The following is a 14,773-nucleotide window of genomic DNA, read 5'->3' as shown; positions in this document are numbered from 1 at the left end:
AAAGAGCGTGGGCTGCGAGCGCTTCTTCATGCCGTGCAGCGTACCGGCGCCGGGATCGTCGGTCGATCCCGCGCCGGGATTTTTTCACAGCCTCTCAGCTGCTGCGGAGCGGCACCTCGGGCGCCGGCGCGCCACGCGCCTGCGCCGCCGGGCCCCGAAAATGCTAGAGGCCACGGCAAGCAGAAGCGGCATCAATGGCCGCATCCGATGCGAACAGGGAGCGGCACCGTAGGCACCGCAAACGGCGAATCATCGAGCCGGCCGGGGCACGCCATCCCGTTCTCCATCCGCTCAAAGAAGCAGCCGCACTCCCAGCCCGCCGTCGAGCACCCATGCTCCTCGACGCACCGGTCGAGGCTCGTCGCCGCCGTACCGTCCGAGCTCGGCGGCTCCCCACAGCGCTCCGGCGCCGCTGCAGGCGGGCAGCTCGTAGAGCCGATTCCTCACGCGGTCCTCGAGCCAACTAATCCTCCGCGATCCTTCCCCCCACCCACCGGGTCCCGCCACCAGGAACCACGCATCGGCGACCAACTGACACGCAGGAAAGAGCACGAACAGTAGGGCTGGCAGGCCCCTACTTCGTATGCGGCTTGGCTTGAATGGCATTCGCTCCCCATTAGGTTGCTGCAGGAGCCCAGGGCTTGGCAGAATGCGGAGGTGGCGGCAGAACGATTGCGCGCTCCTACAGCCGGGCAGGACGTACGCCGGCCGCACCCCCTAGTAGTCGAGGTGCGAGGCGGCCGAGGTGCCATCGCTGCCGCTGCAAGCTCGGCCGCCGGCTACGTTGCGCGGCTGCGGTAGCTCAACACAAGCCACTCCCAGCGGGGATAGTGTTTCTGCACAAGTGCACGGGCTTTCAAGCCGTCATCAGGCGGAGCAGCGCCCCGCTCGAAGAGGTCGCCACGAGCAGGCTTCTCCCTGGCTACTGCTGGAACCCAATTGCTTACCCGCGTGACAAGATTACTTGTAGCTGCTAACGCTAGCAGCTGGTGCCAGTTTAAGGACAGCGCTGGACAGGCCTACCGACATGAGTCGCTGCTATCGCCGAAATTTTCATGCTTGGACGATCTCTCGCGCAACGCATCAGTTCCGCGCTTACCTGGTGGAGCCTCCGCGCTATCCGGCAGAGCAAGCAACCGCTCTATTCGGCGAAATCCTACAGCATCTTTGGGGCGTGCCCAAGGTTACTGTGGCTGAAGCGTACGCGCCACTTGCCGTACTGCCAGCGCCACCGGAACCGTTCGACCTGGTGACGTTCCCGGAAGCATTTCTGCCACTGGAGAGCTTCCTGGATTTTCTTGCGCAGCTCGACTCACTACCCAAGACGTGCGGCTGCATCCACGTCGGCTTGCGGGCTGACGACGCCACGAGAACGCATTTAATAGGCCACGCCCAACTTCTTGATGCCTTGCACCGGATACGCGGGCTCCGGTTCCTCCGCTCAAGCGACTTGGATGCTTTCAGCGATTGGCTCTCAACTGAGGCAGCAGGCGGCTTCTACAACGTTGGCGCAATATTCTCATGGGATGCCGAGGGGTACCTTCGCCTGTGCCTCCATCCCAAATTGCTTAGGTCGCGTTACGAGCACAACGTCGCTGCGGAGCGCAACATGAAGGAGGCATCGCTCCTGTCCGCTGTGCTTCTGCGGCCGACCGACGGCCGACTCCCACCTCTGACAATACAGCCACTCTTGTGTAGCGATGCCCTGCAGAACCAGCAGCGCGACGACGGCCTCCCCGCGCCAATGTATGCTTTCGAGGCCGATCTTGAGGGCACAGAAGAGGAATCTCCTCGTCCTGAACAGGTCGACGTCGTCTCAATTGCCGCGTTCACCCCGCTTTCCCCGACTACCCGACCTGGGGCTGGGAGGGGTCGCTATCGATGGAAGCGGGAGTTTCTCGACACCCTTCGGATTGCCGCGGAGGGAGCGCAGGGGTTTAGGCATACGCGCAGCGCCATTCTGCTTGCAAACTACGCAACCGACGCTAAGGGTAAGCCAGGGGGCGCATCCGGTATCTGGGTGCCGTGGATGAACCCGGTCATGCTCGACTCTGAACATTTCGAGACGCTTGTCTACGCTCATCCGGATGACAGATCCCACGCCAGTTTATGCGAGGAGCATGCCTACGAGGAGTCTGATTGGATCCCGGCAGATGCGATCAGAATGCTGCAACTCCCGAAGCCGGCCCCACGACTGGGCTGGAATGTGCTCGGCTCACTTACGACTTTGCGGACAATTGGTGAGCGCTCGGGCTCTACGCGGCTGATTGGATTGACGCTTCACCGCATTCCCCGCTTTGTGAGCGGATGGGCAGCCTCTCAGCAGCACGCCGTGACGGGGGCGATCGCTTTCGACGTCGCTGCTTCTGAACTAGGCGATTCAGTTATCATCCGGGAGGTCGCTAGTGGATAAGGCAGTTTCCCTCGAGCTAGGGCTCGAGCGCGATTGGTTGACGTGGCTCGCCCTGAATCATCACTTGCCACCCAAGCTCATAGCCTCATTCCTCCATGCAGTTCTTCGCGATGTCGATAGCGGTCAATATAAGCTCGAGGATATGTTTGAGCTAGTTGAGCTCGACGGTCCTGCAGGGCTTGACGGTATTGTGATCCGACCCACGGAACGAGGGCCCAGCGGGAGTGCACAGCTTGCAATGCTGTTTCGAACGCTCTTGTGGAAATCGGATCAGGCGCACCATCTTGACGTCAGCGTCCAAGTGGCGGGACAGAATGTAAACCTCGCGGATGTTGCACAATTCGCGGAGCATGACCTCAGTAGCCTGAACGATTTTCTGGAGACAGGGCCGTTCCAAGCAGGAGGGGTGCTGGGGCGACTCTCCGCATTGACCAATGCCGCGGAGCTTGCCATCGAGAACCGCGGGGCGCCCGTCGAGGGGTATTGGGCGCAGGTTGAGTCCAGCCTGTCTTCCCTGGACCTGCCGCTTCGCGGAGTCGCAATTAAACACTTTGGTGACTTGGTTGCCGACGCGGACGACTGGCGCCGGGCAGAGCATGGTTATCAGTTGGCGATGCAAATCTTCCAACGCTGGCAGCCTGGGCCAAACGCCCTATGGTTGGCGAGGAGGCAGTGGAGTGAGTCATGCGCCATGTCTCTCGCATCGGCGGCCGGCATGCGCTGTGGAAACCGCGAGGCACAGGATCGTCTCGCAGCTCATGTCGCACTGCCGCTGGCGGAGGGAGGGTTAGCCACAGTCAATAGTAGCGTTGAGGCTGCCTACTATGGAGCTAAGGTCGATGCGTTTCGCTGGAGCGACCGAAGGCCTAGTGTGTATTGGGCCCCCGGACTGTACTCTGCAGCCGGCATTGAGGCCGCGCTAGTCGATTCATCAGCAGGGCGGTTCGATGACGCTCATCGCCGGTTTTGGGCCGTACTCAGGCGGCAGGTACAGGCAGGACTCGGGACGCAAGCTCGCCGCACAAAAGCTCTCTACGCTGAAAGCCTTTTTGCCAGTCAGACCACGCGGCCATCAAGGGACGCCTTTGAGCTGGCTGTGCGGCTTCTGATCGAGAGCGGCAGATCGAACCGACTTACGAAGCTCAACTTCGATCGCCGTTTCGTCGAGGAGTATGTCGACGAATCGCTCTGGTCTATGGTCGAGGAGCGGACTTCAACGCACGCAGGTGCCCGTCAAGAGCGGCTCCGAGTAGCCGTTGAGATGGCCGCCGCTTGGGTCGGGATGCTTCCTCCGGGGGCTGCTTCGCTGGTGGCCAGGATGTGGCGGTTTGTTGCAAGGGTTGCGGAGGAGTTCTCCGCCGAACTTGTTGATAGCGACAACCTTGGTGGCGTCGCCTTAGACGCGCTTGGCATGATGGCAGAAGTGAGACCCGAGGGGCGGGCGGACGCGGGTCCTGCGGTGATGGATGCTGTTGTTAGTCGGCTAAGGGACACGGGGTTCTGGACGAATCGGAGCAAGGCGATTGCGGTCGCAACAGGGTATGTCGACGTTCTCCAGCTTGAGCAGCGAGAAGGGTTGTCGGAAGAAGTGCTACGACTACTCGAGGATACTGTGCCTAGCGATAGGACGCCCCCGGTAGAACGAAGCGCACTGAGCTTGCTCTGTGACCCTCGAATGCGTGAAGCGCTTGAGCGCAGGGGGCTAGAGGAGAGAACGCTCACTCAGGTCGTGCGTATCGGTGCGGCGAACAGCTCACGGGCGAGCGATGTCTTCTACCTCTTAGCTGGTTTCAAACCGGAGGCATTCAAGCAGCCTGCCGTGCTCCAGGTGCTTCAACAGCCTATCGTTGAGGCACGGAATCGCCTTGCGCATCTTAACTCTAGCGATCTTGTCAATAACATCTTGGCGCTGCTTATCGCCCCTGCCGCTGTAGGTAGGGAAGGCCTCGTTGCAGCCCTGGGAGCCTTCAGCTCGCTCGTGCAGTCGGTATCTAACCAAGACACTTCTCTATCGTTTCCCCATGGGTTCAGGGTGCTGCTGTGGCTCTCGGAGCACTGGGAATCGATTGGTCGCTACCTCGCGTCCGGGGAGCTAGAGAAATGGGGCGCTCAGCTGGGTGCCGATCTTGTGGGTCTGTGGGACAATGCTGTCCAGAGACCGCTCATGTTCAGGGTGTTTGCACTTCCTGTCCACACCGAGCCTAGCCATGCCGTTGTGCATAATTGGGCGGTGTCTTCGCTTCGGTTTGCGCATGCTGTTGGTTGTTCAGCTGAGGTAGCTGCTGCGGTTGAGCGTGCCGCGCTCAACGAGCAGCTAACGGCCGCCATCCGGCAGGGGCAAGCAAACGTCGACTTGCGGCTCGATACCACGCGGACAGATAGTCAGATCACCCCTTCGATAGTGGCAAACATTCAGCAGGTCACTAGGGCATCGGTGTATTACCGGCTTGTGGGAAGCGCACTCGCCTTGCTTGCGGCCAAGGCCGACGAGAATTTCAAACGCAGACTCTGTTCCATTCTTGTGGAGCGCAGCTTGGAGTTTGGTCCGAACCAACTTGACCTTGGGGTGTTTGTTGCCGCCCGTCAGCTCGGAGCGGCTTTCCCCGCTGGTGCGATCGCCGCGTATGAGCTGCGCCTCCGCAGTGCACCGAGCGAGCTCCAGGACTCGCTTACGCCCATTGCGTTGCTACTCAAGCCGGAGACTTCTGCATGACTTTCGGAGTGAGCCAGTCTGGGACGTGTGCAACTGGCTTGATTCGGTATTTTGACCCAAAGGTTGGGTGCGTTGTCGTTGACGCCGCCCGGATTCTAGGCAGCGCCCCGCTCCCTCGCATCCTGCCTCCCTCACATGTCGAGTTGCGAGCTCGGCCGGCATGAGGTTGTCTGCTGGGGCGCGATTTCTTGCCTTGCTGTGACTAGGTGTCCGGCGCAGCTTGCCCGGTAGGTATCGCTTGTCTGAGCGTGTGTGAACGGGACGGGCATTTGCCCTGCGCACTCTTGACGTGATCGATGAATCGAGAACGTCCATCCGGTTGCTGCCACAACGCTGGAACACCGACGCCCCCACCGCTATGGTGAATAGCGCCGACGGGTCGGTTGCAGCAACGCCACTTCGGCCTGGACACTGTGACCAGTCACGCTAGTAATGGAGGGAGTAGCGCTCATCGGATGCGAGCGAGAGTCCCCGGGCTTGCAACTCGCCGACCTGCAGGCGCAACGCATCCGGGTAGCCACCGTTTGTGTAGTCCCACTTCGCCTGTATTGTTCGTGTCTCGTCGGAGGGCCAAGGGATGGCTGTGCCGTCGAGGAACGCGATGACCGGACCGGTCAGCGGGTGGATGAGCTCGAATGTGATACCGTCATTTCCGGTAAACGACAGCCTGAAGGACCTGTCTCCGTCCGTTGATGACCAGCTCCAGCACGGGCCGCGACGGGGAAGCGCCATTGGGCTGCCCGGTGTGAACGTTAACGTCAGCAAGCCCGTTGTCATATTCGGGTTGGCGGATGCATGGACGTGACCGATGCTGCCGTTGCAGCCCTCCCCAGGGAAGATAAACTTGTCGCGGTTCTCTTCGGAAGTGAAGGTGGAGGCGGTGGCTCGATTGTGGCCGTCGATGACCCGGTAGTTCAGGTCGACCCGCAGTTTCTCCGCTAGGGTGGCCACGTCGGGCCATCTCTTGCGGAGATACTTCTCGACCGTCGAGTCGGAAGCCTGTGCGTAGAAGTACTTTGCCGCAAGCACTGCGCGGATCGCTCGGCTGTTCTCTGCTGCGATCAAGCAGGGTAGGAATGAATCTGCGACGAAAAGGCGCAGCGAGGGACGAATAGACTGTTCAAGTTGCCGCCCAGTTATCAGTTCTTCGGACAAGAACCTACCCGCTCTTGAAAAAAGGGCTAAATGCGAGTGGCATGCGCGTGAAGCTCCGACCTGTTGCTCTAGGGTGTCGCCGAGCAGTTTGTCAGTTGTTGCTGCCACAGGCAGGAGCGCTGCGGGAGGGCGGTCGGAGATAAGGGAGCCGTGTTCGCGGCTCATTGCGATCATTCGGAGCGCCGCTTCCTTCTCCCTGGCCCAGCTCTGGAGGTGCCGCCAGCTCGGAAGCGTCGCACCCGCTAGCCCCGCCTCAAGCTCGGACAGCTCCCGTTCCAGCGCGCTTTGCACCTCGAGCGGTGATGCTCGCATCTCTCTGCATTCACGTGCAGTGGTCGGTATTATTGCGACCAACGTGGCGAAGGAGACGAGTGTCGGTGGACTCCAGACCTCTCTCAGCACGCGGAGCGACCCGCCTCTGAGTGCCGTGAGAAGCCGCCGGAGTACCTGCGGAGCAGGACGAGTTCGTTTAACCTGTCTGGAACGCGCCATGAGGGCAGTTTACTTGAGATACTGCCCCGCGAAAGACCATGCGTGCTGGTGCCGAAGTTGCCGCAGCGGGAAGACCATCACTTGCACGTCAAATAGAGTGTTCGTCCGGGTGCGCGTCCCTCCAGTGCGCGGGGCGGCTCCTTGGGAGCGCTGCGCTTGACGCCCCCGCCCCTCCCCGCTACTAGAGCCTTCAAAACTTTTTGAAAGCTCGGAGTGGAGGCGCCGATGGACAGCGCGGCCGCGGTCGTGGGGGCCACCGACGCGAATCTCGCGAAGGTGGTGGAGTTGAAGGGCGTGCCGCGGGCTGGGGCGCACCTGGAAGCAGCCCGGATGCTCACGGACGAGCTGATCCGGCTCGAGGCGGCCCTGCCGCGCCTCTGCGCAGGCGCGCCGCCGGAGCTGGGGGCCGCCGCCGAGCACCTCCTGGTGGCCGGGGGCAAGCGTATCCGCGCGATGCTGACGCTCCTGTCGGCCCGGGCTGCTGGCGGCTCCGGCGGGATCGCCCTGGCCGCAGCCGCGGAGCTGGCCCACGCGGCGACGCTCCTGCACGACGACGTCATCGACGAGGGCGACGTCCGCCGCGGCCGGCCCACCTCTCGCCGCATCTGGAACAACGGCGTCAGCGTCCTCTCCGGCGACTTCCTCCTCACCCGCGCCCTGGACCTCGCCTGTGGGGCAGGGGTGCCCGGCGCCCTCGAGGAGCTGATCGCGGTCCTCCGCGAGCTGGTCGCCGGCGAAGCCCTCCAGCTCTCGCTCCGCGGCTCCTCGAACGCCACCGAGGCCGAGTACCGCCGCGTCTGCGAGGGCAAGACGGCCTCGCTCTTCCGCTGGGCCGCCCGCTCCGGCTGCCGCGCTGGCGGCGGCTCCTCCCGCATGGCGGACGCCATGGGCGAGTACGGCTGGCACGTCGGCATTGCCTTCCAGCTCTCCGACGACGCCCTCGACTTCGACGCGGACGCGGACCAGTTCGGCAAGGACCTCCTCCAGGACCTCCGCGAGGGGAACATGACCCTCCCGGTCCTCCGCACCCTCGACGCCTTCCCGGAGATCCGCCAGGAGCTCTCGCAGGCCCTCGCCGAGGACCGCCCGCTCACCTCGGACGTCGCCGCCCGCATCGCCGCCAAGGTCCGCGAGAGCGGGGCGGTGCAGCAGGTCCGCGCCGAGGCTGCCGCCGAGGCGGAAGCGGGCATCGCCGCGCTCTCCACGATCCCCGACAACGCCTTCCGGCAGACCCTCGTCGAAGTGGCGATGGGGCTCGCCGCCCGGGTGCGCTAATGGCCTTCGAATCGACCGCAGCCTTCGTCGCCTTCCTCGAGGAGCGCAAGCAGCTCCTCCGCATCAAGCACGAGGTCGATCCCCATCTCGAGATGACGGAGATCGTCGATCGTGTGGTGAAGGCCGGCGGCCCGGCGCTCCTCTTCGAGAAGGTGAAGGGCTCTCCCTTCCCGCTCCTCACCAACCACTTCGGCTCGCACCAGCGGATGAGCTGGGCCCTGGGCGTGGAGGACTTCGAGGAGCACGGCAAGGAGATCCACTCGCTGCTGAAGATGCAGCCGCCGGGCTCCTTCTGGGACAAGCTGAAGATGCTCCCGAAGCTCGCGGCCCTGGGCTCGTACACGCCGAAGACGGTGGACGACGGCCCCTGCCAGGAAGTGGTGCAGACGGGCGACGACGTCGACCTCTCGCAGCTGCCGGTGCAGTTCTGCTGGCCGAAGGACGGCGGCCCCTTCATCACGCTGCCCGTCGTGATCACGAAGGACCCCGAAACCGGCATCCGTAACGTCGGCATGTACCGCATGCAGGTCTACGACGAGAAGACCACCGGCATGCACTGGCAGGCCCACAAGACGGGCCAGCGCCACATGCGCAAGGCGAAGGAGCTGGGCAAGAAGGTGGAGGTGGCGGTCGCCCTCGGCGGCGATCCCGCGATCACCTACTGCGCCACCGCGCCGCTGCCGGACAACCTCGACGAGTTCCTCCTCGCGGGCTTCCTCCGCAAGAAGTCGGTCCGCCTGGTGAAGGCGAAGACGGTGGATCTCATGGTCCCCGCTGACGCGGACTTCATCCTCGAGGGCTACGTCGATCCCGAGGAGCCGATGCGGATCGAGGGCCCCTTCGGCGATCACACCGGCTACTACTCGCCGGCGGATCCCTATCCCGTTTTCCACGTCACGGCGATTACGCGGCGCCGCAACCCTATCTACCCCTCGACCATCGTCGGCCCGCCGCCGATGGAGGACGAGTTCCTCGGCAAGGCCACCGAGCGGATCTTCCTGCCGATGCTGCAGATGGTCCACCCCGAGGTCGTCGACTACAACCTCCCGGTGGAGGCGGCGTTCCACAACCTCGCCATCATCTCGATCAAGAAGGACTATCCCTTCCACGCCCGGAAGCTCTTCCACTCGATCTGGGGCACCGGGCAGATGGTCTTCACCAAGTGCATCATCGCGGTGGATCCGGACGTGAACGTGCACGACCTCAAAGAGGTCGCCTGGCGCGTCTTCGCGAACATCGATCCCAAGCGGGACATCGTCTTCTCGGAAGGCGTGACCGACGCCCTCGATCACGCGCCGAACCAGGCGAACTACTCGACCAAGCTCGGCATCGACGCGACGACGAAGTGGCCGGAAGAGGGCTACACCCGCGGCTGGCCGGACGTGGCGCGGATGGACGAGGCCACGAAGAAGAAGGTGGACGAGATCTGGCCGCAGCTCGGCATCGTTCTCGGGAGCCGGAAGTGAACGCAGCGCCGACCCGCCACGGCCCGCAGGCGCAGGGGCACGACGGCTCGAGCGTGCGCTCGATGTTCGACCGGATCGCGCCCACCTACGACACGCTGAACCACCTGCTCTCCGCCGGCGTGGACAACTTCTGGCGCACCATCGTGGCCCGCGAGCTCCCGGATCCGTCGGCGCGCGTCCTCGACCTCTGCGCGGGCACGCTCGATCTCGGCGTCGCGGTGCAGAAGGAACATCCGGGCGCGCAGGTGATCTGCGCGGACTTCGCGGTGGAGATGCTCCGCCGCGGCCAGCACAAGCTCCCGACCGCGGGCCTCACCGGCGCCGACGCGATGAACCTGCCGTTCAAGGACGAGTCCTTCGACGCGGCGGTCTGCGGCTTCGGCGTGCGCAACGTCTCGGACCTCGCCGGCTGCTTCCGCGAGGTGCGCCGCTGCTTGAAGCCCGGCGGCGTCTTCGTGGTGCTCGAGTTCTTCCGGCCCGAGCGCGCGGTGACGAAGTTCTTCCACAACGTCTACAACCGCCAGGTGCTCCCCACCGTCGGCGCCGCGATCTCGGGCGACAAGGGCGCCTACCAATACCTCGCCGACTCGATGGAGCGCTTCTTCTCGCTGGCCGAGGCGCAGGAGCTGCTGCGCGAGAACGGCTACACCGACGTGCGCGGCTACGACCTCTTCTTCGGCGTCGCTTCGGTGCTCCGGGGGACCCGGTCGTGAAGAAGCTCAAGCTCGTCGTCGGCATCGGCGGCGCCTCGGGCGCGCCCTACGCGAAGCGGCTCCTCGAGCACCTCGCCACCCGCGACGACGTCGAGCCCGCGATCACCTTCAGCGTGAACGGCAGGCAGGTCTGGGCCCACGAGGTGGGCACGGATCCGAAGAGCTACGGCTTCCCGGTCTACAACCACAAGGACTACTCGGCGCCCTTCGCCTCGGGCTCCGCCGGCTTCCGCTCGATGGTGGTGGTGCCGTGCTCGGCCTCCGGGATGGCCCGGATCGCCCAGGGCGTCTCGGACGATCTGCTCGGCCGCGCAGCGGAAGTGATCCTGAAAGAGCAGGGCCGCCTGCTCCTCTGCGTGCGCGAGACGCCGCTCTCCCTCGTGCATCTGCGTGCAGCGGTGCAGGCGGCGGAGGCGGGCGCGATCGTGATGCCGGCTGCACCCTCGTTCTACTCGCAGCCGAAAGACATGGACGAGCTCCTCGACACGGTGGTCTCGCGCATCCTCGACCGCATCGGTCTGGACAACGAGCTGATGACCCGCTGGGGCTCCGAACCCTCACCGCTCCGCGCGGTGCGTGGAGAGAAAGAGTGACGTTGCCCTTTGCCGTGCGCCTGCGCGCGCACTCCGCGGGGATGGAGGAGCTCGCCCACCGCGTGCTCGCCGGCGGCCGCGACGCCGCCGATCTCCTCGCCCTCGCCCACGGGCCGCTGCCGGTGCTCGGCACGCTGGTGGCCGCGGTGGCGCCGAAGGAAGCGGCCGTGGTCGGCCTGCTCCCCGTGCGTCTCGGCGCCGACGTGGCGGAGACGGTGGAGAAGGCCCTCGCCCATCGCGCCGCAGCGGAGGCCGAGGTGATTGATCTCGCCGCCACCGCCCCCTGCACCACGGGCGCCCTCGACCAGGCCTGCGAGGTGGTCCGCCGCCTGCTCGCACAGCTCCCCGGCGCCACCGCCCGCATCGACGAGGCCTCGCTCCACGCGCTGGCAGCAGGTGCCGGCATCGGCCCCGACGGCGCCGCCGCGCGCCTCGCCCAGGCGGGCTTCTCCCTGGTCACCGCAGCCCGGATCCCCGGCGCGCTCCAGCTCGCCAGCGAAGGCACCGGCTCGCTGCCGGTCCGCGAGAGCTGGGAGGTGCCGTCGCAGATCGACGAGCGCTTCGTGCAGGCGCTCCTCGCCGGCCCCCGCCGCCCGCTCTTCCTCAAGGCCTCCCGCGACACCACCGGCATCGTGCTCCTGCGCGCGGTGGCGCTCGCCCGCCTCGCAGGCCACGGCCCCATCGCCGTCGGCGGCGAGGACGAGCTCAAAGGCCCCGACGCCTGCCTCTCCTACGGCGCCGACACCCTGGAGGCAGCCCTCGATCCCGCAGGGGCGATGGGCTCCCGCACCCGTTCCTACGGCGAGGCCGCCGTGCGCGGCGCACAGCTCGCCCTCCTTCCGCCGAAGCGGCGCATGGCGCCCGGCAAGAAGGCCGCCCACATCCTCGACGAAAAGGTCGACGCGTCGCTGCTGCCCGGCGGTGACGCCGAGGAGATCCACTGAATGGAAGCCGCACGCGAGATCATCAAGCCCACCGCCCCTGCCTCCCTCGCGAAGATCGCCGAGAAGGTGCACGCGGGCGTGCGCCTGGAAGAGGACGAGGCGGTCCAGGTCTTCCAGTCCCGCGACCTCCTCACCCTGGGCCAGCTCGCCAACGTCGTGCGCGAGCGGCTCCACGGCAACCGCACCTACTACAACCGCAACTTCCACCTGAACCTCACCAACGTCTGCGAGGCCTCCTGCCGCTTCTGCGCCTTCGCGCGGCTGGAAGAGGGCATGCCCCAGGCGAAGACCTACTCGGTGGAAGAGGCGGTCGAATTCGTGAAGCAGCAGCTTCCGAACCAGCCCACCGAAGTGCACATGGTGAACGGCCTGCACCCGGGCCTTCCGTTCGAGTACTACCTGGACGTGCTCCGGGCGGTGAAGCAGACCGCGCCTTCGCTGGTGATCAAGGGCTTCACCGCGGTGGAGATCCACTACTACGCCGGCAAGTACGGGATGACCTACGAGCAGGTCCTCACCGCGCTGCGCGACGCGGGCCTCGAGTCGATGCCGGGCGGCGGCGCGGAGATCTTCGCGGCGCGCGTGCGCAAGAAGATCTGCAAGGACAAGGCGGACGCGGATCAGTGGCTGGAGATCCACCGCATCGCCCACCGCATGGGCATGAAGACCAACTGCACCATGCTCTACGGCACGGTGGAGCGTCCCGAGGAACGCGCCGATCACGTGCTGCGCCTCCGCGCGCTGCAGGACGAGACGGGCGGCTTCCAGTGCTTCATCCCGCTCGCCTTCCACAACGACAACTCGCCGCTGCGCAAGCTCAACGAGCCCACCGGCTTCGACAACCTGCTCATCTACGCCCAGAGCCGCCTGGTGCTCGACAACGTGCCGCACCTCAAGGGCTATTGGGTGATGGTGGGCGAGAAGGTGGCGCAGATCAGCCAGTCCTTCGGCGTGAACGATCTCGACGGCACGGTGGTCAGCGAGAAGATCTACAAGATGGCGGGCTCCACCTCGCCGAACGCGCTCTCCACCGCGGACCTGCGCCGGCTGATCACCGACGCCGGCCGCCTCCCCGTCGAGCGCGACACCACCTACAACGTGGTGGGGATGCCCCTGTGAACCAGCCGGTGCGCATCGCCGCTTCGAGCTACCTCAACTCCCGGCCGCTCCTCTACGGCCTGGGGCGGGGTGGGGCGCGGGAGCGGATCCACATCGAGCACGCGCCGCCGTCGGAGTGCGCCCGCCGCCTCGCGGAAGGGGAGGCGGACATCGGCCTGCTGCCGGTGGCTGCCATCGCGCAGCTCGGCCTCTACGCGCTGCCGGTGGGCTGCGTCTCGGCCCGCGGCCCGGTGGAGAGCATCCTCCTCGTCGGCAACACGCCGCTGGATCAGTGGAAGACCATCTGCCTCGACCGCTCGAGCCGGAGCTCGGCGACGCTGGCCCGCGTGCTGATGGAGGCCCGCGGCCGCAAGGAGATGCGCTACGAGGTCCGCGATCCCGGCGCCTGCGTGCAGAGCGTCGGCGACGAGACCGGCGCGCTCCTCATCGGCGACCTCGCCCTCGAGGTGGCGGAGCGCTTCGCCTACCGCTACGACCTCGGCGAGATGTGGAACAGCTGGACCGGCCTGCCGCTGGTGACGGCGCTCTGGGCGACCCGCGAACCCATCGTCGATCCGCTGGTCCTCGCCGATCTCCAGGAGGCGCTGGAGGCGGGCAAGGCCGCCTTCCCGCAGCTGGCCCTCGCCCACGCGGTGGAGCGGGGCGAGGCGGATCCCGCGCCCTACCTGCGCTACCTCAAGGATTCGCTCGCCTTCGACCTCGGCCGCCGCGAGCGCGAGGGGCTCACCGAATACCTGCGCAAGGCGAACGCCATTGGCCTGCTGCCGCCGGAGATCCAGTTCGCGGCGCCGGCGCCGAACCGCCCCCAGCCGCGCACCGGCTTGGACGCGGTCCTGAGCCGCGCCGCCCAGGGCAAGCGCATCTCCGCGGCGGAGGCAGCGCGCCTCCTCGAGGACGCGCCGATCGCAGAGCTCGGCGCCGCCGCCGACGAGCGCCGCCGCCAGCTCCACCCGGACGGCCGCGTCACCTACATCGTCGAGCGCAACATCAACTACACCAACGTCTGCACCACCGCGTGCCGCTTCTGCGCCTTCTTCCGGGCGCCGGGGCGCAACGGCGGCTACGTGCTCTCGTGGGACGAAATCGGCGAGAAGTGCCAGCGCCTCAAAGACGCGGGCGGCGTGCAGGTGCTCCTGCAGGGCGGCATCAACCCCGAGCTGCGGCTGCCCTACTACGAGGAGCTGGTCCGCTTCATCAAGGGATTCGGCCTTCGCTTGAATGGATTCTCTCCGGAGGAGATCCACTGTCTGGCGGAGCTCGAGAAGACGAGCGTCGAGCGCGTCCTCGTGGCCCTGAAAGAGGCCGGCCTCGACTCGGTTCCCGGCGGCGGCGCCGAGGTGCTGGTCGACCGCGTGCGCTCCCGGATCGCCCGCAAGAAGGCCACCTCCGCCCAGTGGCTCGAGGTGATGCGCATCGCCCAGCGCAACGGCATGCGCTGCTCGGCCACGCTGATGTACGGCGTCGGCGAGACGTATTACGAGCGGGCGCTCCACCTGGCCAAGCTCCGCGAGCTGCAGGACGAGACGGGCGGCTTCACCGCCTTCATCTGCTGGCCCTACCAGGACGGCGGGCTCAAGCTCCGCGGCGATCAGGAAGGCGCCGGCGAGTACCTGCGCACGCTGGCGGTTTCGCGCCTCGTGCTCGACAACTTCGCCAACCTCCAGGCCTCGTGGCCGACGATGGGCCCCGCGGTGGGCCAGGCGGCGCTGCACCACGGCGCCAACGACTTCGGCCAGGTGATGATGGAGGAGAACGTCGTCTCCGCAGCGGGCTCGGTCTTCGCCATGGACTCGGCGGGGATCGAGCGCCACATCCGCGACGCGGGCTTCACGCCTATGCGCCGCGACGGCCTCTACCGGCTCCTCGACGAGGCCGCCGCCTAGGATGGCA

Annotated in this window: 11 protein-coding genes; 10 read left to right on the top strand and 1 reads right to left on the bottom strand. The window is 65.9% G+C overall.

All coding sequences use genetic code 11. The features are described from left to right. The 3 genes from ACESMR_RS07465 to ACESMR_RS07455 form a co-directional block, all read left to right on the top strand. The coding region (locus ACESMR_RS07465; RefSeq protein WP_373046406.1) for a hypothetical protein at nt 1–232 on the top strand (232 nt) is incomplete at its 5' end. A 942-nt stretch (nt 233–1,174) separates the two neighbouring features. Next, a complete protein-coding gene (locus ACESMR_RS07460; protein ID WP_373046404.1) occupies nt 1,175–2,413 on the top strand; it encodes a hypothetical protein in 1,239 nt (412 codons plus the stop codon). Beyond that, the gene (locus tag ACESMR_RS07455) at nt 2,406–5,126 is read left to right on the top strand and encodes a hypothetical protein (protein WP_373046402.1); all 2,721 of its coding nucleotides are present in this window, start codon (nt 2,406–2,408) and stop codon (nt 5,124–5,126) included. The genes ACESMR_RS07460 and ACESMR_RS07455 overlap by 8 nt, the downstream gene beginning before the upstream one ends. A 426-nt stretch (nt 5,127–5,552) precedes the next feature. On the opposite strand, the gene ACESMR_RS07450 is transcribed toward ACESMR_RS07455, so the two are convergent. Then, entirely contained in the window at nt 5,553–6,683 is a 1,131-nt protein-coding gene (locus ACESMR_RS07450; RefSeq protein WP_373046400.1) for a hypothetical protein, read from the bottom strand. 315 nt (nt 6,684–6,998) lie between these two features. On the opposite strand from ACESMR_RS07450, the gene ACESMR_RS07445 reads away from it, so the two are divergent. The 7 genes from ACESMR_RS07445 to mqnC are packed head-to-tail and all read left to right on the top strand — an operon-like array spanning nt 6,999 to nt 14,766. Further along, nucleotides 6,999–8,048 carry a polyprenyl synthetase family protein gene (locus tag ACESMR_RS07445; RefSeq protein ID WP_373046399.1) on the top strand — a complete coding sequence of 350 codons (1,050 nt, stop codon included), beginning with the start codon at nt 6,999–7,001 and terminating at the stop codon, nt 8,046–8,048. Then, the gene (locus tag ACESMR_RS07440) at nt 8,048–9,514 is read left to right on the top strand and encodes a menaquinone biosynthesis decarboxylase (protein WP_373046397.1); all 1,467 of its coding nucleotides are present in this window, start codon (nt 8,048–8,050) and stop codon (nt 9,512–9,514) included. Before ACESMR_RS07445 ends, ACESMR_RS07440 begins: the two co-directional genes overlap by 1 nt. Next, entirely contained in the window at nt 9,511–10,227 is a 717-nt protein-coding gene (locus ACESMR_RS07435) for a ubiquinone/menaquinone biosynthesis methyltransferase (RefSeq protein ID WP_373046396.1), read from the top strand. The genes ACESMR_RS07440 and ACESMR_RS07435 overlap by 4 nt, the downstream gene beginning before the upstream one ends. Next, nucleotides 10,224–10,820, top strand: coding sequence for a UbiX family flavin prenyltransferase (locus ACESMR_RS07430; RefSeq protein WP_373046395.1), 597 nt, complete (start codon nt 10,224–10,226; stop codon nt 10,818–10,820). Before ACESMR_RS07435 ends, ACESMR_RS07430 begins: the two co-directional genes overlap by 4 nt. Then, entirely contained in the window at nt 10,817–11,764 is a 948-nt protein-coding gene (locus ACESMR_RS07425) for a hypothetical protein (protein ID WP_373046394.1), read from the top strand. The genes ACESMR_RS07430 and ACESMR_RS07425 overlap by 4 nt, the downstream gene beginning before the upstream one ends. Then, the gene (mqnE, locus tag ACESMR_RS07420) at nt 11,765–12,883 is read left to right on the top strand and encodes an aminofutalosine synthase MqnE (protein WP_373046393.1); all 1,119 of its coding nucleotides are present in this window, start codon (nt 11,765–11,767) and stop codon (nt 12,881–12,883) included. Next, nucleotides 12,880–14,766: a cyclic dehypoxanthinyl futalosine synthase gene (gene mqnC, locus ACESMR_RS07415; protein WP_373046392.1), complete on the top strand. Its 1,887-nt coding sequence runs from the start codon at nt 12,880–12,882 to the stop codon at nt 14,764–14,766. Before mqnE ends, mqnC begins: the two co-directional genes overlap by 4 nt. Nucleotides 14,767–14,773 lie beyond the last annotated feature (7 nt).

It is taken from the genome of Vulgatibacter sp. (assembly GCF_041687135.1).
Classification (GTDB): domain Bacteria; phylum Myxococcota; class Myxococcia; order Myxococcales; family Vulgatibacteraceae; genus JAWLCN01.
The sequence above is the reverse complement of the archived record's forward strand: the minus strand, read 5'-3'. Positions and strand labels throughout refer to the sequence as shown.